Raw genomic sequence first — 25,053 nt, forward strand, 5'->3', positions numbered from 1 at the left:
TTTGTGTCAATCTTAACGGATCGTTTACGGTGAAGGTGGAAACATGGACGAGCTTTACATCCTTGGCTGTTTGTTCCTGGTATTTGCGCTGGTGGTGGCACCCGTGCTTGCGGTTATAGGCTTTAATCGAAGTACGGCGGCGCGACAGGAGATTGCCCGGCTGCGCCAGCGCATTGAGGCGCTTGAGCAGCGCGGCGTGCCTGAGGACGCGCCGGAGCCGGTGCAGACCACGGCGCCGTCGCCTGTGACCGCGCCGGTGGTTGAGGACGCTCCCGCGCCTGTCGACCCCTGGCGCCCCGATACTCCCGCTGCCGTGGCAGAACCTGCCCCGGCCCCGGCGCCTGCGGCAAAACAACCTTCTGCCTTTGGCGGCATCCTGACGTCGCTGGTACGCTGGTTTATGCAGGGTAATCCGCTGGCGAAGCTTGGGATCCTGCTGCTTTTCCTTGGTCTTTCATTCCTGCTGCGCTATACCGTGGAACATTCCCTGTTCCCGCTTGAGCTGCGCCTCGTGGCAACGGCGCTGTTTGCCATCGTTCTGCTGGCTGTCGGGTGGCGGCTGCGGCACAGGCAGCGCGTCTATGCGCTGATCCTCCAGGGCGGGGCGACCGGCGTGCTCTACCTGACGGTGTTTGGCGCCTTCCGGCTCTGGCAAATGTTGCCGATGACGCTGGCCTTTGCGCTGCTGGTGGTGATTTGCGCGGCGAGCGTCGGGCTGGCGGTGCTGCAGAAGGCACTGAGCCTTGCCATGCTGGCGAGCCTCGGCGGCTATCTTGCGCCGCTGCTCTTGTCTACCGGGGGCGGCAGCTTTGTCGCGCTGTTCTCTTTCTATCTCCTGCTGTCTATCGGCATTCTCGCTATCAGCATCTGGCAACACTGGCGCGAGCTGAACCTGCTTGGGCTGCTGTTCACGTTCGGCGTCGGCGGCCTGTGGGGGCTGAGTGACTACCAGCCTGAAGACTATTGGATCTGCCAGCTGTTCCTGATTGCCAATACGCTGATATTCGGCGTCCTGAGCGTGGCGCTGTCGCTGCGGGCGCAGGAGAAAGGGAAGCAGATTATTGACGGCGTGCTGCTGTTTGCCCCGCCGCTGATCGGTTTTGGGATGCAGTACGGCATGACCCGGCACTGGGAATATGGCCCGGCCCTGAGTGCGCTGGGATACGGCGCATTTTATCTTACCCTCGCGTTCCTTGCGCTGCGGCGCTATCCCTCCCTCGGACGACCGCTGGTCATGGCGGCGCTGGCCATCGGCGGCGGGTTCGCGACGCTCGCGATTCCGCTGGCGCTGTCAGCGCGCTGGACGGCGATGGCCTGGGCGCTGGAAGGGCTGGGTATCCTCTGGCTGGGCGTGCAGCAGCACCAGCGTCGCATGAGCTATAGCGGGACGGTGCTGCTGGTGCTGGCGCTCGGCAGCGCGCTGTGGGCACAAACGAACGGCGTTACGTCGCTGAGTCTGCTGCTGATCTTCGCCATCCTCAGCCTTTGCTGGCTGGCGGCTGGCTGGCTGTGGCGGACTCTCTTCCTGCCGGTCAGCTGGGCGCTGCTGGCTGGCGGGCTGCTGTTCTGGCTCGTGGCGCTATTGGGCGCAGCGCGGCTGGCGCTGACGAAGGAATTACCGATTCTGGCGGGCGTGCTGGCGCTGACGGCGGCGTCGGTCTGGGGCTGGCGGCAGGTGGCCGCTCGTCTGGCGTGGCGGGAACTGGATGCCAGCAAATGGCTGCTGTGGCCGATTATGCTGCTGATGGTGGGCTATCAGCTCTGGCACCAGCAGATCGTCTCCGCTGGCTGGTCAAATCTGGCCTGGTGCGTTGCGCTTCCTGCCGCGCTGGTACTGCTGCGGCGCGACGGTGAAAGACTCCTGCCACGCATCGCAATGGGGCTGCATTTGTCGCTCTTCTGGATGATTTTACTGGCGCTGGCCGCCGAGCTTTACTGGTTTGCCCGGTCTCTGCCCTGGGGCATGGCGGCCTGGGGTAGCGGTTTAGCGATGGCCGCAGGCGGCGGGGTGATTATGGCGCTCTCTGCTGCGGTACGGCGTCGCGTGTGGCCGTTCCGGGAGTGGCCTGCGCTCTACGCCTGCCTGGCACCGATTCCTGTAGTCGTGGCGCTGCTGGTATTGCTGGTGGTGACCAATTTCCAGGACGGCGTGGTCTATCGTCAGACCTGGCTGCCGCTGGTGAACCCGCTTGAGGAAGGTGCTGCGTTCGCGTTGCTGGGGCTGGTCGTCTTTTATCGGGCGGTGGATCGCTACTACCCGGCGTGGCTTGCGCAAGCGCGCCCGTGGCCTGCCGTCGCGCTCATGGCGTTTGGCTTCTGGTGGCTTAACGGTGCGCTGATGCGCGCCCTGGCCTGGTACGGCGACGTGGCCTGGAATATGGCATCGCTGTGGGATTCGCGGCTTATCCAGACCAGTTTTGCCCTGTTCTGGATGCTGAGCGCGCTGGTGGTCATGATCCATGCCACCCGTCGGGCTTCCCGGCAGGAGTGGCTCTGCGGTGCCGCGTTGCTGGGTGTGGTAATGGTTAAACTGATGCTGGTGGACAGCGCGGGCGGAGGCGGTTTGTCGCGCGCGGTAGCGTTTATCGGCGTGGCGATACTGGTTCTGATTGTGGGGTATTTCTCACCGCTACCGCCCAAAACAGGAGATGAAAAATGAAATGGATGAAAGCGGTAGCGTGTACCGCGCTGCTGGCGCTTTCCGGCCCGGCATTTTGCGACGAGGGACAAACGGAATCGCCCCGGGACTATGCTTTTGGTCTTTCACTTGATACGTCTGTTCCTTCCCAGTGGTATCGGGTGATGCTGCCGCTCGCCGTCTATGAGCAAAGCACGTCGCCAGATCTGCATGATGTCCGCGTCTTTAACCAGTCGGGCGAGCCGGTTCCCTTCAGCCTGGTCAGCGCGACGCGTCCGCAGGCGTCAGTGCAATCCACGGCGCTGCGCCTCTTCCCGCTGGATGCCTCGCCGCTTGCGGCTTCGCAAGGATCCGGTGATAGCGATAAGATCCTGCTCCGCTCCGGAAACGGCGTTGAGATTGTGCTGGAGGGGCAAAAAGCCGCCGCAGCCGGGCAACATTATCTGCTGACCCTGCCGGAGCAGGCTACGGGGGAGATGGCCATATCCCAGCTGCAGCTGCTCTGGAATTCTCCTCAGACGCCGTGGCAGGGAACGGCGTCGGTCTATTACAGCGAGGATCTTAAGCGCTGGTATACCCTGCGCGAGGATATGCCATTGCTTGACGCCGTCAGCGGCCAGGATCGTCTTAAGCTCGATCGGATCGATACCGATACGGTTTTATCTCCCGATGCGAATCGCTATCTCATGGTGGTGCTGAACGCGCAGAGCCAGGGGATAACCTTGACCGGCGTTAACGCAATCATCGCACCTGCCCAGGCGATCCCGGAAGCGGTCGAGCTTGAGGGGGAAGGGGAGCAGCTATCGACAAGCGAAGCGCAGTGGCGCTGGGCGCGCCCGCAGCCGCTGAGTGCTGTCAGCATCTCACTGAACGGTGATGGCGTCCTTCCCGTGGAGATAGCGTGGCGGAGTACGGAAAAAGACGCATGGCACCCCCTGAAAAAAGAGGTCCTTTACCGTCTTGAGGGAAAAACGTCGCCACCGGTTTCGCTTAACGGGGGCCTGGTGCAGGCAGTGAAAATCACGACGCTGAATGCGCGTCTGCCAGAATACCTGCCGAGCGTCACGGGACATCGCGACCGCTACGATCTGGTGTTTAACGCCCAGGGGAAAGCGCCGTATGTGCTCGCCTGGGGCAACGGTGCCGCAAAGCCTGCCAGCGTGGAGCCCGGCATGCTGATCCCAGCCGACCTGCGCAAGACCTATGCTATGGCGAACCTGCCGCAGGCCGACATTGTGGATGACGTTGCGTTAGGCGGCGAGGGGCGTCTGACCGCCACCTCTGCGGTCGATCGGGCGAGCTGGATGAACGCCCTGCTGGTGTGGGGCGTGCTGATTGCGGGCGTGCTTCTGCTGGCGGGAATGGCCTGGCGCATCTGGCGTGAAACGCAGCGTAAGGCATAAAAAAAGGCCCGCATAAGCGGGCCTTTCTCGTAAACCGTGCCGATTACAGGCTGGATACGTTCTCAGACAGGTATTTAGCCACGCCGTCTGGGGAAGCAGCCATACCTTCTTTACCTTTTTCCCACTGAGCCGGGCACACTTCGCCGTGCTCTTCGTGGAACTGCAGCGCGTCAACCATGCGCAGCATTTCGTCGATGTTACGACCCAGCGGCAGATCGTTCACAACCTGGTGACGAACGATGCCGTTCGCGTCGATCAGGAAGGAACCGCGCAGCGCAACGCCAGCGTCCGGATGTTCGATACCGTAAGCCTGCTGGATTTCGCGTTTGATGTCCGCAACCATTGCGTATTTCACCGCACCGATGCCGCCTTTGTCGACAGGGGTGTTACGCCATGCGTTGTGTACAAATTCAGAGTCGAAGGAGACGCCAACAACTTCCACGCCACGCTTCTGGAATTCTTCATAACGTTTGTCGAAAGCGATCAGCTCAGACGGGCAAACGAAAGTGAAGTCCATTGGCCAGAAGAACAGAACGGTCGCTTTACCGTTGGTGTGCTGTTTGAAGTTGAAGTTTTCAACGATTTCACCGTTGCCCAGAACTGCTGCAGCTGTAAAATCCGGAGCCGGACGAGTTACCAGAACCATATGATTCTCCTGTAGATACTAAGGTTATTTGGAACGCAACGCGAGCCAGTATAGAGAGTGTTCATGGATAAGACAAAGAGGTGGTGACAATCGTTCCGCCAGCTTTTACCTATCAATCCAATCTCCATTAAAGTTGTTTGTTTTTCGCCTGCGCCATCATGCGCGGGTAAAACTGCCAGAATCGGGTCTCCAGCGCATCGTAATGTTCATCCAGGTCATACCAGGAATCCCGCAGCGCATCCAGGCGCGGGCGACGGCTCGCCATCCCATTCAACACGTTCTGGATGAAGTCCATCTCGCGATAGCGCTCCAGCCAGCGTTCCGACCACAGATAGTTATTCAGATTCACAAAGCGCGGCGGCGAGTCGGGCAGAATAATCGACACCTGCTGGTGGGCATAGCGCACAAACGCCGGCAGCGGCATCTCCGGTGACAGCTGTTCCCAGTGGCGCGACAGGAAGTGATCCCACATCACGTCGAGCGTGATCGGGGCAACGCGGCGCGTTTCCGGGCGGAACCAGGCTTTGGCTTCCGTCACTTCCGGCAGCTTATCCGTCAGCACGTCGATGCGGCGGTGCATAAAAATCCCGTCGACAACCTCAGGGGAGTAGTCTTCTGCGGGATTACCGCGTACGAAATCGGCCAGCAAATTGCCCGAGAGGGAGCTGTCAGCAAGGTGCGCGAGATGCAGGTGAGCGAGAAAATTCATGCGTTTTATTTGTCCGGGGGCGGCTAGTTGTTGCAGCAAAAGGGTGTGAGCACTAGACTATGCCGCCTGTTTTTAAGTCACGAGTATACGTCATGCGCGTCGCCGATTTCTCCTTTGAACTACCTGAATCCCTGATTGCTCACTATCCCATGCCTGAGCGCAGCAGCTGTCGCTTACTGTCACTGGATGGGCCAACGGGCGAGCTGACGCACGGTACTTTCACCGATTTGCTCGACAAGCTCAACCCTGGCGATCTGCTGGTTTTTAACAATACCCGCGTGATCCCGGCGCGCCTGTTTGGCCGTAAAACCAGCGGCGGTAAGATTGAAGTGCTGGTCGAACGTATGCTCGATGATAAACGTATTCTGGCACATATTCGCGCTTCTAAGGCGCCGAAGCCGGGCGCGGAGCTGCTGCTGGGCGATGATGAGAGCATCAAGGCGACCATGACCGCGCGCCACGACGCGCTGTTCGAGGTGGCGTTTGACGACGAGCGCACGGTGCTCGATATCCTGAACGCCATCGGTCACATGCCGCTGCCGCCATATATTGAGCGTCCGGACGAAGAGGCCGACCGCGAGCTGTACCAGACCGTCTACAGCCAGAAACCGGGTGCCGTCGCTGCGCCGACCGCGGGCCTGCATTTTGATGAGCCGCTGCTGGAAAAACTGCGTGCGAAGGGCGTGGAGATGGCGTTCGTGACGCTGCACGTCGGCGCGGGGACCTTCCAGCCGGTGCGCGTGGACAGCATTGAAGACCACATCATGCACTCTGAGTATGCTGAAGTGCCTCAGGATGTGGTGGACGCGGTGCTGGCGGCGAAAGCGCGCGGTAGCCGCGTCGTGGCGGTCGGGACGACGTCTGTGCGCTCGCTGGAGAGCGCCGCGCAGGCGGCGAAAAACGATCTTATCGAGCCGTTCTTTGGCGATACGCAGATCTTTATCTACCCGGGCTACCAGTACAAAGTGATTGACGCGCTGGTGACCAACTTCCATCTGCCTGAATCGACGCTGATTATGCTGGTTTCCGCGTTCGCGGGCTATCAGCATACGATGAATGCCTACAAGTCTGCGGTAGAACAAAAATATCGCTTTTTTAGCTACGGGGACGCGATGTTTATCACGTACAATCCGCTGGCTTTGAATGAGCGTGTCGGGGAATAAGTCCGCGGCACCGTTTTACAACGTTGGACTGTTTTTCTGACGTCGGAGAAAAAATGAAATTTGAACTCGATACCACCGACGGTCGCGCGCGTCGCGGTCGCCTGGTGTTTGATCGCGGCGTGGTGGAAACCCCCGCGTTTATGCCTGTGGGCACGTACGGCACCGTAAAAGGGATGACGCCGGAAGAAGTAGAAGCCACTGGCGCACAGATTATCCTCGGCAACACCTTCCACCTGTGGCTGCGTCCGGGTCAGGAGATCATGAAGCTCCACGGCGATCTGCACGATTTCATGCAGTGGAAAGGCCCCATCCTGACCGATTCCGGTGGCTTCCAGGTCTTCAGTCTGGGCGATATCCGCAAGATCACCGAGCAGGGCGTACACTTCCGTAACCCGATCAACGGCGATCCGATTTTCCTCGATCCCGAAAAGTCGATGGAGATTCAGTACGATCTCGGCTCTGACATTGTGATGATCTTCGACGAATGTACGCCGTACCCGGCGGACTGGGACTACGCAAAACGCTCCATGGAGATGTCCCTGCGCTGGGCGAAGCGTAGCCGTGACCGTTTTGACTCTCTGCAGAACAAAAATGCGCTGTTCGGCATTATCCAGGGCAGCGTTTACGAAGATTTACGCGATATCTCTGTTAAAGGTCTGGTAGAGATAGGTTTTGATGGCTACGCTGTCGGCGGTTTGGCTGTGGGTGAGCCGAAGGAAGACATGCACCGTATTCTGGAACATGTCTGCCCGCAAATCCCGGCGGATAAACCACGATACCTGATGGGCGTGGGTAAACCAGAAGATCTGGTTGAAGGCGTACGCCGCGGCATTGATATGTTTGACTGCGTCATGCCAACCCGCAACGCGCGTAACGGCCACTTGTTCGTTACCGATGGCGTGGTGAAAATCCGTAACGCGAAGCATAAGAGTGACACCAGCCCGCTCGATTCCGAGTGCGATTGCTATACCTGTCGCAATTATTCTCGCGCGTATCTGCATCATCTCGATCGTTGTAACGAGATTTTGGGCGCGCGTCTCAATACCATTCATAATCTTCGTTATTATCAGCGCTTAATGGCTGGTTTACGTAAGGCTATCGAAGAGGGTAAATTAGAGAGCTTCGTGACCGATTTCTACCAACGTCAGGGGCGGGATGTTCCACCGTTGAACGTTGATTAATTTTAATAATGAGGGAATTTGAATGAGCTTTTTTATTTCTGATGCGGTAGCGGCAACAGGTGCTCCAGCGCAGGGCAGCCCGATGTCTCTGATTCTGATGCTGGTTGTGTTCGGTCTGATCTTCTACTTCATGATCCTGCGTCCCCAGCAGAAGCGCACCAAAGAGCACAAAAACCTGATGAACTCCATTGCGAAAGGCGATGAAGTACTGACTAACGGTGGTCTGGTCGGTCGCGTAACCAAAGTGGCTGAAAACGGCTACATTGCTATCGCCCTGAACGACACCACTGAAGTGGTCATCAAACGTGACTTCGTAGCTGCCGTTCTGCCGAAAGGCACCATGAAGGCGCTGTAATCCCAACTTTTCCCAAAGGGAACTGCCGTGTTAAACCGTTATCCTTTGTGGAAGTACATCATGCTGGTCGTCGTGATTCTCGTCGGCCTGCTGTACGCGCTTCCCAACCTGTATGGTGAGGATCCGGCTGTTCAAATCACTGGCGCGCGCGGTGTCGCCGCCAGTGAGCAAACGCTGATCCAGGTCCAGAAAACGTTACAAGAAGAAAAAATTACCGCTAAGTCTGTGGCTCTGGAAGAGGGGGCAATTCTTGCTCGCTTCGACACCACCGACACGCAGCTCCGCGCTCGCGAAGCGCTGATGGGCGTGCTGGGTGACAAATACGTCGTGGCGCTTAACCTTGCCCCTGCAACCCCGCGTTGGCTGGCTGCGATGAAAGCAGAGCCAATGAAACTCGGTCTTGACCTGCGTGGCGGCGTTCACTTCCTGATGGAAGTGGATATGGATACCGCGCTTGGCAAGCTGCAGGAACAGAATATCGACAGCCTGCGCAGCGATCTGCGTGATAAAGGCATCGCTTACACCACCGTGCGTAAAGAAGATAATTACGGCATGAGCATCACGTTCCGCGACAGTGCGGCGCGCGATCAGGCTGTAGATTACCTGACCCAACGTCACCGTGACCTGGTCATCACCTCTCAGGGCAGCAACCAGCTGCGCGCGGTGATGACCGATGCGCGTCTGAAAGAAGCGCGTGAATATGCCGTTCAGCAGAACATCAACATTCTGCGTAACCGTGTAAACCAACTGGGCGTGGCTGAGCCGCTGGTACAGCGTCAGGGTGCTGACCGTATCGTGGTTGAACTGCCGGGTATCCAGGACACTGCGCGTGCGAAAGAGATTCTGGGTGCGACCGCAACCCTGGAATTCCGTCTGGTGAACTCCAACGTCGATCAGTCCGCTGCAGCCGCAGGGCGTATTCCGGGTGATTCCGAAGTGAAACAGACTCGCGAAGGTCAGCCTGTTGTGCTGTACAAACGCGTGATTCTTACCGGTGACCATATCACCGACTCCACGTCGAGCCAGGACGAATACAACCAGCCGCAGGTTAACATCTCGCTTGATAGCGCGGGTGGTAACATCATGTCTAACTTCACCAAGGACAACATCGGCAAGCCGATGGCAACCCTGTTCGTGGAGTACAAAGACAGCGGTAAGAAAGATGCAAACGGTCGTGCGGTGTTGGTGAAAGAGGAAGAGGTGATTAACATCGCCAACATCCAGTCTCGTCTGGGTAACAGCTTCCGCATTACCGGTATTAGCAACCCGAACGAAGCGCGTCAGCTCTCTCTGCTGCTGCGTGCCGGTGCGCTGATTGCGCCAATTCAGATTGTTGAAGAACGTACCATTGGTCCAACGCTGGGGATGCAAAACATCCAGCAGGGCCTGGAAGCGTGTCTGGCCGGTCTGGTGGTGTCTATCCTCTTCATGATCTTCTTCTATAAGAAGTTTGGTCTGATTGCCACCTCCGCGCTGATCGCGAACCTGGTGCTGATCATCGGCATTATGTCCCTGCTGCCGGGGGCCACGCTGACCATGCCGGGTATTGCGGGTATCGTTCTGACCCTTGCGGTGGCGGTCGACGCCAACGTACTGATTAACGAACGTATCAAAGAAGAGTTGAGCAACGGTCGCTCTGTTCAGCAGGCGATTGATGAAGGTTATAAAGGCGCGTTTAGCTCCATCTTCGATGCGAACGTAACAACACTGATTAAGGTTCTTATCCTGTATGCAGTGGGTACTGGCGCGATCAAAGGCTTTGCGATTACAACCGGTATCGGTGTCGCAACGTCAATGTTTACCGCTATTGTCGGCACCCGTGCCATCGTGAACCTGCTGTACGGCGGCAAGCGCGTCAAAAAGCTGTCTATCTGAGGAGTGCGTTGTGGCACAGGAATATACTGTTGAACAATTGAACCACGGCCGTAAAGTCTGGGACTTTATGCGCTGGGACTACTGGGCCTTCGGCATTTCAGGTTTCCTGCTGATTCTGTCCATCGTCATTATGGGCGTGAAAGGCTTTAACTGGGGTCTCGATTTCACCGGTGGTACGGTTATCGAGATCTCCCTGGAAAAACCGGTCGATATGGACCAGATGCGCCTGTCTCTGCAGAAAGCGGGCTTTGAAGAGCCGCTGCTGCAGAACTTCGGCAGCAGCCGCGACATCATGGTGCGTATGCCGCCGGTGCACGATGCTAACGGCAGCCAGGAGCTGGGCAGTAAGGTTGTTAGCGTGATTAACGAAACAACCAGCCAGAACGCGGCGGTTAAGCGTATTGAGTTCGTCGGCCCAAGCGTGGGTGCTGACCTGGCCCAGACCGGTGCGATGGCGCTGCTGGTGGCGCTGATCTCCATCCTGGTGTACGTCGGTTTCCGCTTTGAGTGGCGACTGGCGGCCGGTGTGGTTATCGCCCTGGCGCACGACGTGGTGATCACCATGGGCATACTGTCGCTGTTCCACATTGAGATTGACCTGACGATTGTGGCATCCCTGATGTCCGTTATCGGTTACTCACTGAACGACAGTATCGTGGTATCTGACCGTATTCGTGAAAACTTCCGTAAGATCCGTCGCGGTACGCCGTACGAAATCTTTAACGTGTCGTTGACCCAGACGCTGCACCGTACCTTGATCACCTCCGGTACTACCCTGATGGTGATCCTGATGCTGTTCCTCTTCGGTGGTCCGGTGCTGGAAGGCTTCTCGCTGACCATGTTGATTGGTGTTACCATCGGTACAGCGTCGTCTATCTACGTCGCGTCCGCACTGGCATTGAAACTCGGCATGAAGCGCGAGCACCTGCTCCAGCAGAAAGTCGAGAAAGAAGGGGCGGATCAGCCGTCCATTCTGCCGTAAGGCGACGTTTAGCGCGTTATCGAAATCCCGGTCGGTTGACCGGGATTTTTTTTATCTCCTTCTGACAAACACTCCTGACAGTATGCTGTCAGGAGCCCTGTCGTAGACTCCTTCTGAACCCAAACAACAGGCAGGAGGATGTATGAAAAGCGTCATTAACTGGTTTGAAATTCCGGTCTCGGATATGGAGCGCGCCATCAAATTTTATGAGCCGGTGATGCAGCTCGCGCTGCGTCGCGAGAAAATGGACTGCGCGGAGCTGGCGGTTTTCCCGCATGAGGATCCCGCCACCGGAGGCGCACTGGCAAAATTTGACGGCGTTACACCGTCTTTGCAGGGCGCTATTATTTACCTGCATACTGACAATCTGGCGGCCACGCTCGATCGCATCGCCTCTGCGGGCGGCGAGTGCGTGTTTGGCCCGCTGGAACTGCCGCATGGCATTGGCACTATCGCATTGTTTACCGACAGCGAGGGCAACCGCGTCGGCCTCCATCAACCTGCCTGAGAGCGGAATAATATATGACCCGACGCGCTGACCGTTTGTTTCAGATTGTGCAGATCCTGCGGGGCAGGCGTCTGACAACGGCAGCGCATCTGGCGGACCGGCTTGGCGTGTCCGAGCGCACGGTCTACCGCGATATCCGCGACCTGTCGCTTTCCGGTGTGCCGGTGGAAGGTGAAGCAGGGAGCGGATATCGGCTGATGTCGGGTTTTGACCTGCCGCCACTGATGCTGACAAATAAGGAATCTGAGGCGCTGATCGTCGCGATTCGCCTGCTCAAAACCTGGGGAGGCGAATCGCTGTCGCGCGAGCTGGAGTCGGCTCAGGAAAAGGTGCTGGCGATTCTGCCCGAGGAGAGTCGTCGAAAGGCGGAGCAGACGCGGATCTACGCCCCGGATTTTTGCATGCAAAGCCACTCCCGCAGCGATTTTGACAGGATTCATCAGGCGATTTCCGCCCAACAGGTGCTGGCGCTGCATTACCGTGATGAAGCAGGACAGCTGTCTAATCGTGAGGTTCAGCCGCTGGGGCTGTTCTTCTGGGGAGAGCGCTGGCTGCTGGCGGCGTGGTGTGAACGGCGCGATGACTATCGCTGTTTCCGGCTCGACAGATGCCTCAATATTGTGACTACGGAAAGGCGGTTTAGCGAGAGTGCGGACAGGTCTCTGGCAGATTTTTTGCGGAAGGTTAAGCAGTAAAAAGCCGGGTGGCGGCTACGCCTTACCCGGCCTGCATTCGGATCGTTGGCCCGGTAAGCGTAGCACCACCGGGCGAAACCCACACTGATTAGAAGTTGTAACCTACAACCAGGTAGCCACCCCAACCGGTTGATTTAGACGTGAAGTCACCCTCACCCCAGTTAACGGTATCCCCACCTTTCCACTGGCCGCCGTTATGGAAATAACGCGCGACGACAGAGTAGTGCCAGTGATCGTAGTTCAGGGCCAGAACGTGGCTGGACGCGATAGAGTTACTGGTACGGTTCTTGTCATCACCCAGATCTGAGCCCCAGTCGAAGTTGGTGAAGCCGATGTAGGTCAGTTGGCCACCCCAAACCTGAGTGATTGGCACAAAGTATTTTACTTTGAAACGGTAGCCATCCCACTCGTTTTCGTTTGAAGCGCCATAGTTCTGCCACTGGTATTTAGCATACACGTTCAGAGACAGGCCCATTGGCAGACCGGTATCGATATCTGTACCCAGACCCATGTACCAGGTGCTCTGACGGCTGCCTTTGTTATCGCCCATATCGTAGATATAGTTGTTGGCGAAATACCATTCTTTGAACGGACCAAAGCTCAGGTCGGTACCCGTCAGTTTATCAATAGAGAAACGCGGTTCGATTTCCATGAACAGCGGGGAACCGTCGGACCAGATACCTTTGTCGTTACCGTTACCCCAGTCAAAGGTCTTAGGAATATCGATATAGCCGTAGAAATCAAACCAGTCTTTTTTAGCAAACGCTTCGTATTCCAGATAAACGTCGTTGTTCAGCTTCGGAGAAAAGCGCGTGTGGTAGCTGCCGACCACGTTAACGCTCTGGTGCCACCAGTCGGAGAGATATTGTGGTTTATCGTTTTCCGCTGCGTTAACAGTGAAAGAGGAAGAAAGTGCCAGCACGGCGCCAGCTGCGAGTAATGTTTTTTTCATAATCATGCCACTGATTGAAATTCCCTTCCGGGAGTGAAAAATGCGCGAATTGCGTTTCTAAATATTTCGTGTTTCTGCGGTGCCTATTATAGGAATCCCTGCTCACAAAAATATGTGTTGTTTCACATATCTCTCACACGCGTAATCGATTGCGTTCACGTTTGCGTACTTTAAACGGCCGGGATTGTAGCGGCAATCATTTATGTTGCCAATCCATACGAAATGTAAATGTTAGCGGAGTGACATTTCACTCCGCTAAAAGTGGGGTTACTGAGCGGCGGGCTGGATATCGTGAATGCGGATGAAACCTAACTGATCCGGAGTCAGTCCGTTAAGCTGCAGTGGAATGTCAACATCGCTCGGAGCCAGCACGCTGGCCGGTGCGGTGAACAGCTGACGGTTAACATTCACCTCCTGGTAGCTCTCCGTGGTGCCCTGGATCTGTCCCCATTCGACGGTGCCGCTGAAGGCTGGCAACGGATCGTTGGATTCTCCCTGGATGCGTAATGTTGCGCGAGTACCATTTGCATTTGCCGCCACGTTCACCAGAGACATTTTCAGCGTGCCAATCTGACTATTGAGCCGCGCGGGCGTATTCGCCCCCGGTAGCAGATAAACCCCGCTGCTGGATTTAGCATTCAGCGCGTTTTGCTGGGTGATCTTCACCGTTTCTTTGTTCAGTTTGTCCATCGCCGTATTGAGCGTATTTACGCTCTGTTTCATCTGACGGACTTCGGTTTGCTGTGCACAGGCGCTAAGGGTGAAGAGGCTCCCCACCAGCAAAATTTTCAGGTAACGTCTTGTCATTGCGTTTATTTCCTTGAAATAACGGATCGTCCTAATGGTAGCCAGCATCATCGTGTCAGACATAGATCCTTTGTCTCAAAAAGCTCTTCCTTTGTTGTCAGGCCAGATCAGGGTAAAATGAAAATTAGTTAACCGGATAACAGGGATACCGTATGCATTGCCCATTCTGCTCCGCTGTGGATACCAAAGTCATCGACTCTCGTCTTGTGGGCGAAGGGTCATCCGTACGCCGTCGTCGGCAATGTCTGGTGTGCAACGAGCGTTTCACGACCTTTGAGGTTGCTGAGCTGGTAATGCCGCGCGTGGTAAAAAGCAACGACGTGCGAGAGCCGTTTAACGAAGAGAAACTGCGCAGCGGGATGCTGAAGGCCCTGGAAAAACGTCCCGTCAGCGCGGACGACGTTGAAATGGCGTTAAACCACATAAAATCTTACCTTCGTGGTTTGGGTGAGCGTGAAGTGCCGAGCAAAATGATCGGCAACCTGGTGATGGAGCAGCTGAAAAAGCTCGATAAGGTCGCCTATATCCGCTTCGCTTCGGTCTACCGCAGTTTCGAAGATATCAAAGAGTTTGGCGAAGAGATCGCCCGCTTACAGGATTAAGCTCATGCAGGATGAGATTTACATGGCGAGAGCCATGAAGCTGGCGCAGCGCGGTCGTTTTACTACCCATCCTAACCCGAACGTCGGGTGCGTTATCGTCAAAGATGGCGAGATCGTGGGGGAGGGGTTTCACTATCGTGCCGGCGAACCGCATGCTGAGGTTCATGCGCTGCGCATGGCCGGCGAGAAGGCGCGCGGTGCTACGGCCTACGTCACACTGGAGCCCTGCAGCCATCACGGGCGTACGCCGCCGTGCTGCGAAGCGCTTATCGCGGCAGGTGTTTCGCGCGTGGTCGCATCGATGCAGGATCCGAATCCGCAGGTAGCCGGACGCGGTCTGTATCGCCTGCAGCAGGAAGGCATTGACGTCAGCCATGGCCTGATGATGCAGGACGCGGAAGCGCTCAACAAAGGCTTTCTGAAGCGCATGCGCACGGGGTTCCCGTATATTCAGCTCAAGCTGGGCGCCTCGCTGGACGGTCGTACGGCGATGGCAAACGGCGAAAGCCAGTGGATCACGTCGCCACAGGCAAGGCGCGATGTGCAACGTCTGCGCGCGCAAAGCCATGCTATTCTCACCAGCAGTGAAACCGTTCTGGCTGACGATCCGGCTATGACCGTGCGCTGGGACGAACTGAATGCCGATACTCAGGCGCTTTACCCGCAGGAGAACCTGCGTCAGCCGCTGCGTATTGTCATTGATAGCCAGAACCGGGTGACGCCGGAGCACCGCATCGTCCAGCAGCCGGGTGAAACCTGGATTGCCCGCACTAAAGAAGATACGCGCGAATGGCCGGAAGGCGTGCGCAGCATTATGGTGGCGGAGCATAACGGTCATCTGGATCTGGTGGTGCTGATGATGCTGCTCGGCAAGCAGCAGGTGAACAGCATCTGGGTCGAAGCCGGGCCAATGCTCGCCGGTGCGCTCTTACAGGCCGGACTGGTGGATGAATTGATTGTTTACGTTGCGCCTAAACTGTTAGGTCACGATGCGCGCGGCCTGTTTGTGCTGCCTGGCCTTGAAAAACTGGCCGACGCACCGCAACTCAAATTTAGCGAGATTCGTCCGGTAGGTCCGGATGTCTGCCTCCACTTAACGACAGCGTAATTGCTCCTGAAATAGGGAAGCAGTGCGCAAAGTATTATGATAAAATCCGCCCCCCTGCGGGGCCAAATGAACCCGTAAAGGAAGAGTATGAACATTATTGAAGCTGCTGTAGCTACCCCGGACGCTCGCGTCGCCATCACCATTGCGCGTTTCAACAACTTCATCAACGACAGCCTGCTGGAAGGTGCTATTGACGCCCTGAAACGTATCGGCCAGGTTAAAGATGACAATATTACCGTTGTTTGGGTTCCAGGCGCTTACGAACTGCCACTGGCGGCGGGCGCGCTGGCGAAAACCGGTAAATATGACGCGGTGATTGCACTGGGTACCGTTATTCGTGGCGGCACTGCGCACTTCGAATACGTTGCGGGCGGTGCAAGCAACGGTCTGGCACACGTTGCGCAGGATGCTGAAATTCCTGTCGCGTTCGGCGTGCTGACCACCGAAAGTATTGAACAAGCCATCGAACGTGCTGGCACCAAAGCCGGTAACAAAGGTGCAGAAGCTGCACTGACCGCGCTTGAAATGATCAATGTATTGAAAGCCATCAAGGCCTGATTTTTTTGTAAGGGGAATTCCGTGAAACCTGCTGCTCGTCGCCGCGCCCGTGAATGTGCCGTCCAGGCACTTTACTCCTGGCAGTTGTCCCAGAACGACATCTCTGATGTTGAATACCAGTTCCTGTCAGAACAGGACGTGAAAGACGTTGACGTTCTGTACTTCCGTGAACTGCTGTCGGGAGTGGCGACTAATAGCGCGTATCTCGATGGTCTGATGAAGCCTTACCTGTCCCGTCTGCTCGAAGAGCTGGGCCAGGTAGAAAAAGCAGTGTTGCGTATTGCGCTGTTTGAGCTGTCTAAACGTGATGATGTGCCGTATAAAGTGGCCATCAACGAAGCGATCGAACTGGCGAAAACCTTCGGCGCTGAAGACAGCCACAAGTTTGTAAACGGCGTACTTGATAAAGCAGCACCTGCGATCCGTCCCCACAAAAAGTGATCCGCAAACCGGAGTCCTGCATTGCCTGACGGGCAGTGCGGCTCCGGTTTTTTCTTTTATTTGCTGAGGCATAACGTATGGCATGCGGCGAATTCTCCCTGATTGCCCGTTATTTCGACCGTGTCAGAACCTCTCGTCTTGATGTTGAAACCGGCATTGGCGATGACTGTGCACTTCTCAATATTCCCGAAAAACAGACGCTGGCAATCAGCACCGACACCTTAGTGTGCGGCCGTCATTTCTTACCGGATATCGATCCTGCCGATCTGGCGTATAAAGCGCTGGCGGTGAACGTCAGCGATCTGGCGGCGATGGGTGCCGATCCTGCGTGGCTGACGCTGGCTTTGACCCTGCCAGAGGTGGATGAAGCCTGGCTGGAAGCCTTTAGCGATGCGCTATTTGAGCAGCTTAGCTACTATGATATGCAGCTGATTGGCGGTGATACCACTGCCGGTCCGCTGTCGATGACGCTGGCGATCCACGGCTATGTGCCGCTTGGCCGTGCGCTTAAGCGCTCAGGCGCAAAACCCGGTGACTGGATCTACGTGACCGGTACGCCGGGCGACAGTGCGGCAGGGCTGGCGATCCTTCAGAACCGTTTAACGGTTGAAGATGCTGATGATGCGGCATATCTGGTAAAACGCCATCTGCGGCCAACACCGCGTATCTTGCACGGCCAGGCGCTGCGCGAGCGGGCGAGCTCGGCTATCGATCTCTCTGACGGGCTGATCTCAGACCTCGGCCATATTCTGAAGGCCAGCGGCGTCGGCGCGCGCGTTGACCTGGATCTGTTCCCGCTGTCAGAGGAACTGCTTCGCCATGTAGAGCCTGAGCAGGCACTGCTCTGGGCGCTGTCCGGTGGCGAAGATTATGAGCTGTGTTTTACCGTTCCGGAGCTGAACCGCGGAACGCTCGACGTGGCATTAGCGCATCTCGGCGCGAAATTTACCTGCATCGGTCAGATCATGCCGGAGAGTGAAGGGCTGAAGTTTGTGAAAGACGGTGAGCCGGTTACGCTGGACTGGAAAGGGTACGATCACTTCGCGTGATGTTGTGCGCTCTGTATTGCCGGGTGGCGGCTCCGCCTTACCCGGCCTACGTGCTTACTTAAATCCTACCACCGGATGCTGCTGATACGGCGTCTCAAGCTCGGCAACCTGCTCCGGCGTCAGCGTGATATCCACCGCATTCAGCAGTTCGTCAAGCTGCTCTTGCCGGGATGTGCCGATAATCGGCGCCGCGACGCCGCGTTTACCCAGCAGCCAGGCCAGCGCCACCTGGGCGCGGGTTGCACCGGTATCGTCGGCGATCCCGGCTAAACGTTCGGCAATTAGCGCATCGCTGGCTTCTGTACCACCATACAGATTTTTTCCCACTTCATCCGATACCAGACGGGCCGTGGTTTCTCCCCACGGACGGGTCAGACGACCGCGCGCCAGCGGGCTCCACGGGATCACCGCCACGCCCTCCTGATGGCACAGCGGCAACATTTCGCGCTCTTCTTCACGATAGATCAAGTTGTAGTGATCCTGCATGGTGACGAAGCGCGCCCAGCCGTGCTGCGCCTGGAGATCCAGCGCCTGAGCAAACTGCGACGCGTGCATAGACGACGCGCCGATGTAGCGTGCTTTACCGGCTTTGACCACATCGTTCAGCGCTTCAAGCGTCTCCTCGACTGGCGTGTTGTAATCCCAGCGGTGAATTTGCAGCAGGTCGACGTAATCCATGTTCAGGCGCCTAAGGCTGTCATCAATGGATCGCAGGATCTGTGCGCGAGAAAGGCCCTCAGCCAGGTCGCCTACCGGATAGTAGACCTTGGTGGCGACGACGATGTCATCACGACGGGCAAAATCGCGCAGGGCGCGGCCAACAATCTCCTCGCTGCTGCCGTCGGAGTAGCTGTTGGCGGTGTCAAAGAAGTTAATGCCGCCCTCAATGGCGCGTTTGATAATCGGACGGCTGCTCTCTTCCGGCAGCGTCCAGGCGTGGTTTCCCCGATCGGGCTCGCCAAAGGTCATGCATCCCAGACAAAGTCGGGAAACCTTAAGGTCCGTTTTTCCTAACGTAGTGTATTGCACGGTTCCGCTCCTGCTGTTTAAACACCAGGTTTAAGCATAGCAGGAGCGGAAAAGGGGGAAGGGGTCAGTCCAGCCAGCGGCGGATTTTAGCTTCGATACCGGCAGCGTCCAGGCCAATCGCCGCACGGGCTTCATCCTGGGTACCCTGAGGAATGAAATGATCCGGCAGGCCGAGGTTTAGCACCGGCACGGCTTTACGATTTGCCATCAGCACCTCGTTCACGCCGCTGCCCGCGCCGCCCATAATGGCGTTTTCTTCCAGCGTGACCAGCACGTCATGCGTCTCCGCCATACTCAGGATCAGCGATTCGTCGAGCGGTTTCACAAAGCGCATGTCCACCAGGGTGGCATTCAGCGCTTCAGCCGCTTTCGCCGCCTCTGGCATCAGCGTGCCGAAGTTCAGGATCGCCACTTTTTCACCGCGACGCTTCACCAGACCTTTACCGATCGGCAGTTTTTCCAGCGGCTGGAGCTCAACGCCCACCGCATTGCCGCGCGGGTAGCGAACGGCGCTTGGGCCATCCTGATAGTGGTAGCCGGTAAACAGCATCTGACGACATTCGTTCTCGTCGCTTGGCGTCATGACGACCATGTCCGGAATACAGCGCAGGAACGACAGGTCAAACGCGCCCTGGTGCGTCTGGCCGTCGGCACCGACGATGCCTGCACGATCGATAGCAAACAGCACCGGCAGCTTCTGAATCGCCACGTCGTGGATCACCTGATCGTAGGCGCGCTGCAGGAAGGTGGAATAGATCGCGACAACCGGCTTGTAGCCGCCAATGGCCAGGCCCGCCGCAAACGTCACCGCATGCTGCTCGGCAATGGCAACGTCAAAATACTGGTCAGGGTATTTTCTGGAGAACTCCACCATGCCGGAGCCTTCACGCATGGCCGGGGTGATCGCCATCAGCTTGTTGTCTTTCGCGGCGGTTTCGCACAGCCAGTCGCCGAATATTTTTGAATAGCTCGGCATGCCGCCGCTGCTTTTTGGCAGACAGCCGCTGGACGGGTCAAATTTCGGTACCGCGTGGAAGGTGATCGGATCTTTTTCCGCCGGTTCGTAGCCACGCCCTTTTTTGGTCATGATGTGCAGGAACTGCGGGCCTTTCAGGTCGCGCATGTTCTTGAGCGTGGTCACCAGACCGAGCACGTCATGGCCGTCAACCGGGCCGATATAGTTAAAGCCCAGCTCTTCAAACAGGGTGCCCGGCACGACCATGCCTTTGATGTGTTCTTCGGTACGCTTGAGCAACTCTTTGATCGGCGGTACGCCGGAGAAGACTTTCTTGCCGCCTTCACGCAGCGAAGAGTAAAGCTTGCCGGAGAGCAGCTGCGCCAGATGGTTGTTCAGCGCGCCGACGTTCTCGGAGATCGACATTTCGTTATCGTTAAGAATAACCAGCATGTCCGGCTTGATATCGCCCGCGTGGTTCATGGCTTCGAAGGCCATCCCTGCGGTGATGGCACCGTCGCCAATCACGCAGACGGTGCGGCGCTGCTTGTTCTCTTTTTCGGCGGCAACGGCAATCCCGATGCCCGCCGAAATGGAGGTAGAGGAGTGGCCGACGCTCAGCACGTCGTACTCGCTCTCATCGCGCCACGGGAACGGGTGCAGGCCGCCTTTCTGACGAATGGTGCCAATTTTATCGCGACGTCCGGTCAGAATTTTGTGCGGATAAGCCTGGTGGCCCACGTCCCAGATGAGCTGATCGAACGGCGTGTTATAGACATAGTGCAGCGCCACGGTCAGCTCTACCGTGCCAAGCCCGGAGGCGAAATGGCCGCTGGAGCGGCTAACGCTGTCGAGCAGGTAGCGACGCAGCTCGTCGCACAGCTTCGGCAGGCTCTCTTTCGGCAGCAGACGTAACTCCTGGGTGGAGTCAACTAACGCCAGTGTCGGGTATTTGGCAATATCAAAACTCATCAAAGGCTCATCGAGATATATAGTTTATTTATCACGCTGGATTATATAGTCCGCTAGCGCTTCCAGTGCCGAGGTATCCAGCGATTGCGCGGCCAGTTCATTTAGCGACTGGCGGGCATCGTCAATCAGATCCCGGGCTTTACGTTGGGCTTGCTCAAGGCCCAGTAGGGCGGGGTAGGTACTTTTGCCAAGCTGCTGGTCCGCACCCTGACGTTTACCCAATGTTGCAGTATCGCCCACCACATCCAGAATGTCATCCTGAACCTGGAATGCCAGACCGATACTTTCTGCGTATCTGTCCAGAATCGGCAGGGCTTTGCGCCCTTGTTCACCCGCGCTCAGCGCGCCCAGGCGAACGGCGGAACGGATCAACGCCCCTGTTTTATGGCGATGAATACGCTCCAGCTGTTCCAGATTAACCTGACGTCCTTCCGCTTCAAGATCCAGCGCCTGTCCGCCGCACATGCCGGCTACGCCGCTGGCCATTGCCAGCTCGGAGATCATCGCCAGGCGGTCGCGGTCAGCCACTTCCGCCATCGGGGCGTCGCTCAAAATCGAGAACGCCAGCGTTTGCAGGGCATCACCCGCCAGAATAGCATTCGCCTCGCCAAACTTGATATGGCAGGTGGGTTGACCCCGACGTAAATCGTCGTCGTCCATGGCCGGGAGATCGTCGTGGATCAGCGAGTAGGCATGGATGCACTCAACGGCGGCTGCCGGGGCGTCCAGCGTGTTATCGCTGATGCCAAACATATTGCCTGTGGCGTATACCAGGAACGGGCGCAGGCGCTTTCCACCCAAGAGTGCGCCATAGTGCATGGCTTCAACCAGTGGAGTGTTCTGAAAAGGCTGTGGCGCGATAAAACGGCGCAGGGCGTCGTTGGCGCGTACGACACGCGCCTGAAGCTCATTGGCAAAATCCATTTACTCGGCGTCCGGTGTGAAAGGCGTGGTTTTCGCGTCTTCGCTGTCGGAAAGCAGGATCTGCACGCGCTGCTCGGCCTGCTGCAGCTTGACCTGCCCCTGGCGCGCCAGCTGCACGCCACGCTCGAATTCGTTGAGCGCCTCTTCCAGCGGGAGATCGCCGCTCTCAAGGCGGGTAACAATTTGCTCCAGTTCACTCAGCGCAGTTTCGAAACTGGCCGGTGCGTCGTTCTTCTTCGGCATAGTGAATTGACTCTTATATTCTCAGCCCCGACATGGTAACGGACTCAGGGCAATTATCAAATAACGCGCAATGTGCACAGGAGCGGCGCGATGGTGGTATACTTGCGCGCCTGGATGCAGCCACGGGTGTGGGCTGCTGTACTCTTTTCCATTACAAGCCTTAATACGCTTGCCTAAGAAACATTGCCGCCATGAAGTTTATCATTAAATTGTTCCCTGAAATCACCATCAAAAGCCAATCTGTGCGTTTGCGCTTTATTAAAATTCTCACCGGGAACATTCGAAACGTATTAAAGCACTACGACGAAACCCTCGCCGTGGTGCGCCACTGGGACCACGTTGAGGTCCGTGCCAAAGACGAAAACAAACGTCAGGATATTCGCGACGCCCTGACCCGTATTCCGGGTATCCACCATATCCTGGAAGTGGAAGATGTCCCGTTCAGCGATATGCACGATATCTTCGAGAAAGCGCTGGTCCAGTACCGCGACCAGATCGAAGGCAAAACCTTCTGCGTGCGCGTAAAGCGTCGCGGCAAGCACGAGTTCAGCTCCATTGAAGTGGAACGTTACGTCGGCGGCGGTCTGAACCAGCACGTCGAGTCTGCGCGCGTGCGCCTGACCAACCCGGATGTGACCGTCAATCTGGAGATCGAAAACGATCGCCTGCTGCTGGTGAAAGGGCGCTATGAAGGCATCGGCGGCTTCCCGATCGGCACCCAGGAAGACGTCCTGTCCCTGATCTCCGGCGGCTTCGACTCCGGCGTCTCCAGCTATATGCTGATGCGCCGCGGATGCCGCGTACACTACTGCTTCTTCAACCTGGGCGGCGCGGCGCACGAGATCGGCGTTCGTCAGGTGGCGCATTACCTGTGGAACCGCTTCGGCAGCTCTCATCGCGTGCGTTTCGTGGCAATTAACTTCGAACCTGTGGTTGGCGAAATCCTCGAAAAAGTAGACGACGGCCAGATGGGCGTCATCCTGAAGCGCATGATGGTGCGCGCGGCGTCCAAAGTGGCTGAACGCTACGGCGTGCAGGCGCTGGTGACCGGCGAAGCGCTGGGCCAGGTTTCCAGCCAGACGCTGACCAACCTGCGTCTGATCGACAACGTGTCTGATACGCTGATCCTGCGTCCGCTGATCTCCCACGACAAAGAGCACATCATCGATCTGGCGCGCGAAATCGGCACCGAAGATTTTGCCCGCACCATGCCGGAATACTGCGGCGTGATCTCAAAAAGCCCAACGGTGAAAGCGGTGAAGGCGAAGATCGAAGCGGAAGAAGAGCACTTCGACTTCAGCATTCTGGAAAAAGTGGTGGCGGAAGCGTCCAACATTGATATCCGCGAGATTGCCCAGCAGACCGAGCAGGACGTGGTTGAAGTGGAAACCGTGAGCGGTTTCGGTGCTAACGATGCGATTCTGGATATCCGCTCTATTGACGAGCAGGATGACAAGCCGCTGAAGGTTGAAGGCGTCGACGTGGTTTCTCTGCCGTTCTACAAGCTGAGCACGAAGTTTGGCGATCTCGACCAGAGCAAAACGTACCTGCTGTGGTGTGAGCGCGGGGTGATGAGCCGCCTGCAGGCGCTGTATCTGCGCGAGCAGGGCTTTGCGAATGTGAAGGTGTATCGCCCGTAGTTTCTCGCCGGGGAGTGCGGTCTGATGCCCTCACCCCGGCCCTCTCCCACAGGGAGAGGGAGAAAACACCTATTCGTAATAATTATAAATCCCCGCCGGCATCACCAGCGATGACGCCACTTCGTACGCCTTCTCGCGTCCGACCAGTAGGTCAATAATCTTTAAGCCAAAATCAATTGCGGTGCCGGGCCCCTGGCTGGTCAGCAGGTTGACGCGCGGGTCCCAGACGACGCGTTTATCCACCCAATGCTCTTCCGGGATCGTATCCTTAAGCCCCGGGAAGCCGGTCATGTTGCCGATAGGGAAGATATCGTGCGGAATCAGCACCGTGCCGGCGGCGGCACAGATAGCGGCGACGATACGGCCGGATAAATGAAACTGACGCACGGTCTCGACCAGCAGCGGGCTGTCGCGAAAACATTCCGCGCCTTTCAGGCCACCGGGCAAAACGATGATATCGTAATCCCCGTCGGCTACCTGCACGAGCGGGGCATCCGCGAGCAGCTTCACGCCGCGCGAGCAGGTAATCGCCAGGCTGCCGTCGCTGGCGACGCTGGCGGTGGTCACCTTAATGCCGCCGCGCACCATCAAATCAATGGTGGTGACCGCTTCCATCTCTTCGCTACCAGGGGCGAGGCAGATCAGGGCTGACGCGCTCATATTCACTCTCCTTACGTTTAACCAGGTCATACAGACGGGCGTTTTCCGGCACCGCGATGCCGTGCGCGCGGGCGCGTTTTAGCAGATAACCGGTGATATAGTCGATCTCCGTGTGGCGTAATGCCCGAACATCCTGCAGCATCGAGGAGATGTTTTCTGCCGTGCTCTCAATGACCTGCTCGACATAACAGCGCAAATCGTCCGCCGACGTGTGCAGCCCTTCCCGCTCAACGACCGCCGCGATTTCTGCACACAGCACCGCAACGTCCTGTGGATGATTTTTTAGCTCTCCGTTCGGACAGTTCCACAGCGCCGTCAGCGGATTGATCACGCAGTTTACGGCCAGCTTGCGCCAGAGCTGAGGACGAATATGGTTATGCCAGGCCACGTCCGGCAGCACCTTCTGCAGCACATCGGCAAGATAGCTGTAGTCGCCATCCTGCGTTCTGGCGGGTCCAATGTGCGTCACCCCGCTGGCGACATGCACGATGATGTTGCCGTCGCGACGGGCAGCGTGCGTGGTCGTCGCCATCAGCAGGGGCTGCGGAACGCTTTTCAGCTCGTCAAGGGTCCCCATGCCGTTATGCAGCAGCAGTATGGGCGAAGTGGGGGGGAGCTGGGCGGACAGCGTCTTTACCGCGTCTGAGACCTGCCACGCTTTGAGCGTCACCAGTAAAAGGTCACTTTGCGCCAGGAAATCAGGATCGTTCGCGGTGAGGGATTCGTTAAAGATGCTTCCGTCTTCACCAATCAGGTTTACACTGCAATAGGGCTGGGGCACGCGCAGCCAGCCCTGAACCTCATGTCCGTGCTTGCACAGCGCGGTCAGCCACAGCTGACCAAGGGCTCCACATCCGAGCACTGTAATTTTCATTGTTCCTCCTCACCTGCAACTGCGCCAGGTGTTACAGCTTAATTATACAGCTAAGCTTCTGTTGAGTTATGCCTCGTAGCGGGT

25 protein-coding genes are annotated in these 25,053 nt (G+C 57.2%); 15 read left to right on the forward strand and 10 right to left on the reverse strand.

Annotation, left to right across the window (positions count from 1 at the left end; genetic code table 11):
- Positions 1-43: 43 nt before the first annotated feature.
- On the forward strand, positions 44-2,659 hold the full coding sequence (locus AC0TNG_RS12290) for a DUF2339 domain-containing protein (RefSeq protein WP_417926946.1): 2,616 nt from the start codon (positions 44-46) through the stop codon (positions 2,657-2,659).
- Positions 2,656-4,041 carry a DUF3999 domain-containing protein gene (locus AC0TNG_RS12295; RefSeq protein WP_024906799.1) on the forward strand — a complete coding sequence of 462 codons (1,386 nt, stop codon included), beginning with the start codon at positions 2,656-2,658 and terminating at the stop codon, positions 4,039-4,041. Before AC0TNG_RS12290 ends, AC0TNG_RS12295 begins: the two co-directional genes overlap by 4 nt.
- A 43-nt stretch (positions 4,042-4,084) precedes the next feature.
- Here AC0TNG_RS12295 and AC0TNG_RS12300 read toward each other — a convergent pair whose 3' ends face one another.
- Both AC0TNG_RS12300 and acpH read right to left on the reverse strand, forming a co-directional pair.
- Complete coding sequence (locus AC0TNG_RS12300) at positions 4,085-4,687, reverse strand: peroxiredoxin (protein ID WP_008503347.1); 603 nt, start codon at positions 4,685-4,687, stop codon at positions 4,085-4,087.
- A gap of 127 nt (positions 4,688-4,814) precedes the next feature.
- Entirely contained in the window at positions 4,815-5,396 is a 582-nt protein-coding gene (gene acpH, locus AC0TNG_RS12305; RefSeq protein ID WP_024906800.1) for an ACP phosphodiesterase, read from the reverse strand.
- Positions 5,397-5,488: 92 nt separating this feature from the next.
- Between acpH and queA the strand changes: the two genes are divergently transcribed.
- The 7 genes from queA to AC0TNG_RS12340 all read left to right on the forward strand — a co-directional run bounded on the left by queA (position 5,489) and on the right by AC0TNG_RS12340 (position 12,155).
- Entirely contained in the window at positions 5,489-6,559 is a 1,071-nt protein-coding gene (queA, locus tag AC0TNG_RS12310) for a tRNA preQ1(34) S-adenosylmethionine ribosyltransferase-isomerase QueA (RefSeq protein ID WP_024906801.1), read from the forward strand.
- Positions 6,560-6,612: 53 nt separating this feature from the next.
- Entirely contained in the window at positions 6,613-7,740 is a 1,128-nt protein-coding gene (gene tgt / locus AC0TNG_RS12315) for a tRNA guanosine(34) transglycosylase Tgt (protein WP_003859110.1), read from the forward strand.
- Between the two features lie 22 nt (positions 7,741-7,762).
- Complete coding sequence (gene yajC / locus AC0TNG_RS12320; protein WP_003859109.1) at positions 7,763-8,095, forward strand: preprotein translocase subunit YajC; 333 nt, start codon at positions 7,763-7,765, stop codon at positions 8,093-8,095.
- Between the two features lie 27 nt (positions 8,096-8,122).
- Positions 8,123-9,970, forward strand: a complete 1,848-nt coding sequence (gene secD / locus AC0TNG_RS12325) for a protein translocase subunit SecD (protein WP_071994447.1) — start codon at positions 8,123-8,125, stop codon at positions 9,968-9,970.
- 10 nt (positions 9,971-9,980) lie between these two features.
- Positions 9,981-10,952, forward strand: a complete 972-nt coding sequence (gene secF, locus AC0TNG_RS12330; protein ID WP_024906803.1) for a protein translocase subunit SecF — start codon at positions 9,981-9,983, stop codon at positions 10,950-10,952.
- A 142-nt stretch (positions 10,953-11,094) separates the two neighbouring features.
- On the forward strand, positions 11,095-11,460 hold the full coding sequence (locus AC0TNG_RS12335) for a VOC family protein (RefSeq protein ID WP_024906804.1): 366 nt from the start codon (positions 11,095-11,097) through the stop codon (positions 11,458-11,460).
- Between the two features lie 14 nt (positions 11,461-11,474).
- Positions 11,475-12,155, forward strand: coding sequence for a helix-turn-helix transcriptional regulator (locus tag AC0TNG_RS12340; protein ID WP_048992545.1), 681 nt, complete (start codon positions 11,475-11,477; stop codon positions 12,153-12,155).
- Positions 12,156-12,243: 88 nt separating this feature from the next.
- Here AC0TNG_RS12340 and AC0TNG_RS12345 read toward each other — a convergent pair whose 3' ends face one another.
- Together AC0TNG_RS12345 and AC0TNG_RS12350 are read right to left on the reverse strand one after the other, a co-directional pair.
- Positions 12,244-13,107 (reverse strand): nucleoside-specific channel-forming protein Tsx, encoded by an 864-nt coding sequence (locus tag AC0TNG_RS12345; protein ID WP_024906806.1) that lies wholly within the window; start codon positions 13,105-13,107, stop codon positions 12,244-12,246.
- Between the two features lie 267 nt (positions 13,108-13,374).
- Positions 13,375-13,914: a SadB/YajI family lipoprotein gene (locus AC0TNG_RS12350; protein WP_024906807.1), complete on the reverse strand. Its 540-nt coding sequence runs from the start codon at positions 13,912-13,914 to the stop codon at positions 13,375-13,377.
- A 152-nt stretch (positions 13,915-14,066) separates the two neighbouring features.
- Between AC0TNG_RS12350 and nrdR the strand changes: the two genes are divergently transcribed.
- From nrdR to thiL, 5 genes are all read left to right on the forward strand, one after another.
- Entirely contained in the window at positions 14,067-14,516 is a 450-nt protein-coding gene (gene nrdR / locus AC0TNG_RS12355) for a transcriptional regulator NrdR (RefSeq protein WP_008503337.1), read from the forward strand.
- Between the two features lie 4 nt (positions 14,517-14,520).
- Positions 14,521-15,624 carry a bifunctional diaminohydroxyphosphoribosylaminopyrimidine deaminase/5-amino-6-(5-phosphoribosylamino)uracil reductase RibD gene (ribD, locus tag AC0TNG_RS12360; protein WP_267217148.1) on the forward strand — a complete coding sequence of 368 codons (1,104 nt, stop codon included), beginning with the start codon at positions 14,521-14,523 and terminating at the stop codon, positions 15,622-15,624.
- 87 nt (positions 15,625-15,711) lie between these two features.
- Positions 15,712-16,182 carry a 6,7-dimethyl-8-ribityllumazine synthase gene (ribH, locus tag AC0TNG_RS12365; protein ID WP_006176874.1) on the forward strand — a complete coding sequence of 157 codons (471 nt, stop codon included), beginning with the start codon at positions 15,712-15,714 and terminating at the stop codon, positions 16,180-16,182.
- Positions 16,183-16,203: 21 nt separating this feature from the next.
- On the forward strand, positions 16,204-16,623 hold the full coding sequence (gene nusB, locus AC0TNG_RS12370; RefSeq protein ID WP_024906809.1) for a transcription antitermination factor NusB: 420 nt from the start codon (positions 16,204-16,206) through the stop codon (positions 16,621-16,623).
- A gap of 77 nt (positions 16,624-16,700) precedes the next feature.
- Entirely contained in the window at positions 16,701-17,672 is a 972-nt protein-coding gene (gene thiL / locus AC0TNG_RS12375; protein WP_473713235.1) for a thiamine-phosphate kinase, read from the forward strand.
- 54 nt (positions 17,673-17,726) lie between these two features.
- Here thiL and AC0TNG_RS12380 read toward each other — a convergent pair whose 3' ends face one another.
- The 4 genes from AC0TNG_RS12380 to xseB all read right to left on the reverse strand — a co-directional run bounded on the left by AC0TNG_RS12380 (position 17,727) and on the right by xseB (position 21,795).
- The gene (locus AC0TNG_RS12380) at positions 17,727-18,701 is read right to left on the reverse strand and encodes an aldo/keto reductase (RefSeq protein ID WP_148769544.1); all 975 of its coding nucleotides are present in this window, start codon (positions 18,699-18,701) and stop codon (positions 17,727-17,729) included.
- A 64-nt stretch (positions 18,702-18,765) separates the two neighbouring features.
- Positions 18,766-20,628 carry a 1-deoxy-D-xylulose-5-phosphate synthase gene (gene dxs / locus AC0TNG_RS12385; RefSeq protein WP_290094524.1) on the reverse strand — a complete coding sequence of 621 codons (1,863 nt, stop codon included), beginning with the start codon at positions 20,626-20,628 and terminating at the stop codon, positions 18,766-18,768.
- Positions 20,629-20,652: 24 nt separating this feature from the next.
- Complete coding sequence (gene ispA, locus AC0TNG_RS12390; RefSeq protein ID WP_008503332.1) at positions 20,653-21,552, reverse strand: (2E,6E)-farnesyl diphosphate synthase; 900 nt, start codon at positions 21,550-21,552, stop codon at positions 20,653-20,655.
- Positions 21,553-21,795, reverse strand: coding sequence for an exodeoxyribonuclease VII small subunit (xseB, locus tag AC0TNG_RS12395; protein ID WP_008503331.1), 243 nt, complete (start codon positions 21,793-21,795; stop codon positions 21,553-21,555).
- Between the two features lie 191 nt (positions 21,796-21,986).
- Here xseB and thiI point away from each other — a divergent pair, with 191 nt between their 5' ends.
- The gene (gene thiI / locus AC0TNG_RS12400) at positions 21,987-23,435 is read left to right on the forward strand and encodes a tRNA uracil 4-sulfurtransferase ThiI (protein ID WP_407859507.1); all 1,449 of its coding nucleotides are present in this window, start codon (positions 21,987-21,989) and stop codon (positions 23,433-23,435) included.
- A 69-nt stretch (positions 23,436-23,504) separates the two neighbouring features.
- Here the strand turns inward: thiI and yajL are convergent, their stop codons facing one another.
- Positions 23,505-24,095, reverse strand: coding sequence for a protein deglycase YajL (gene yajL, locus AC0TNG_RS12405; RefSeq protein ID WP_024906814.1), 591 nt, complete (start codon positions 24,093-24,095; stop codon positions 23,505-23,507).
- The gene (gene panE, locus AC0TNG_RS12410) at positions 24,058-24,969 is read right to left on the reverse strand and encodes a 2-dehydropantoate 2-reductase (protein ID WP_032646160.1); all 912 of its coding nucleotides are present in this window, start codon (positions 24,967-24,969) and stop codon (positions 24,058-24,060) included. The genes yajL and panE overlap by 38 nt, the downstream gene beginning before the upstream one ends.
- Between the last annotated feature and the right edge of the window lie 84 nt (positions 24,970-25,053).

The organism is Enterobacter sp. PL_is514, from assembly GCF_055816715.1.

What these genes read in the sequence shown, in the direction of transcription:
- AC0TNG_RS12335 (WP_024906804.1), top strand. Translation starts at nt 11,095, where the DNA reads ATGAAAAGCGTCATTAACTGGTTTGAAATTCCGGTCTCGGATATGGAG.
- AC0TNG_RS12340 (WP_048992545.1), top strand. Translation starts at nt 11,475, where the DNA reads ATGACCCGACGCGCTGACCGTTTGTTTCAGATTGTGCAGATCCTGCGG.
- AC0TNG_RS12345 (WP_024906806.1), bottom strand. Translation starts at nt 13,107, where the DNA reads ATGAAAAAAACATTACTCGCAGCTGGCGCCGTGCTGGCACTTTCTTCC.
- ribD (WP_267217148.1), top strand. Translation starts at nt 14,521, where the DNA reads ATGCAGGATGAGATTTACATGGCGAGAGCCATGAAGCTGGCGCAGCGC.
- panE (WP_032646160.1), bottom strand. Translation starts at nt 24,969, where the DNA reads ATGAAAATTACAGTGCTCGGATGTGGAGCCCTTGGTCAGCTGTGGCTG.
- queA (WP_024906801.1), top strand. Translation starts at nt 5,489, where the DNA reads ATGCGCGTCGCCGATTTCTCCTTTGAACTACCTGAATCCCTGATTGCT.
- xseB (WP_008503331.1), bottom strand. Translation starts at nt 21,795, where the DNA reads ATGCCGAAGAAGAACGACGCACCGGCCAGTTTCGAAACTGCGCTGAGT.
- yajC (WP_003859109.1), top strand. Translation starts at nt 7,763, where the DNA reads ATGAGCTTTTTTATTTCTGATGCGGTAGCGGCAACAGGTGCTCCAGCG.
- nrdR (WP_008503337.1), top strand. Translation starts at nt 14,067, where the DNA reads ATGCATTGCCCATTCTGCTCCGCTGTGGATACCAAAGTCATCGACTCT.
- AC0TNG_RS12350 (WP_024906807.1), bottom strand. Translation starts at nt 13,914, where the DNA reads ATGACAAGACGTTACCTGAAAATTTTGCTGGTGGGGAGCCTCTTCACC.
- ribH (WP_006176874.1), top strand. Translation starts at nt 15,712, where the DNA reads ATGAACATTATTGAAGCTGCTGTAGCTACCCCGGACGCTCGCGTCGCC.
- acpH (WP_024906800.1), bottom strand. Translation starts at nt 5,396, where the DNA reads ATGAATTTTCTCGCTCACCTGCATCTCGCGCACCTTGCTGACAGCTCC.
- tgt (WP_003859110.1), top strand. Translation starts at nt 6,613, where the DNA reads ATGAAATTTGAACTCGATACCACCGACGGTCGCGCGCGTCGCGGTCGC.
- AC0TNG_RS12300 (WP_008503347.1), bottom strand. Translation starts at nt 4,687, where the DNA reads ATGGTTCTGGTAACTCGTCCGGCTCCGGATTTTACAGCTGCAGCAGTT.
- AC0TNG_RS12290 (WP_417926946.1), top strand. Translation starts at nt 44, where the DNA reads ATGGACGAGCTTTACATCCTTGGCTGTTTGTTCCTGGTATTTGCGCTG.
- thiI (WP_407859507.1), top strand. Translation starts at nt 21,987, where the DNA reads ATGAAGTTTATCATTAAATTGTTCCCTGAAATCACCATCAAAAGCCAA.
- yajL (WP_024906814.1), bottom strand. Translation starts at nt 24,095, where the DNA reads ATGAGCGCGTCAGCCCTGATCTGCCTCGCCCCTGGTAGCGAAGAGATG.
- thiL (WP_473713235.1), top strand. Translation starts at nt 16,701, where the DNA reads ATGGCATGCGGCGAATTCTCCCTGATTGCCCGTTATTTCGACCGTGTC.
- ispA (WP_008503332.1), bottom strand. Translation starts at nt 21,552, where the DNA reads ATGGATTTTGCCAATGAGCTTCAGGCGCGTGTCGTACGCGCCAACGAC.
- dxs (WP_290094524.1), bottom strand. Translation starts at nt 20,628, where the DNA reads ATGAGTTTTGATATTGCCAAATACCCGACACTGGCGTTAGTTGACTCC.
- AC0TNG_RS12295 (WP_024906799.1), top strand. Translation starts at nt 2,656, where the DNA reads ATGAAATGGATGAAAGCGGTAGCGTGTACCGCGCTGCTGGCGCTTTCC.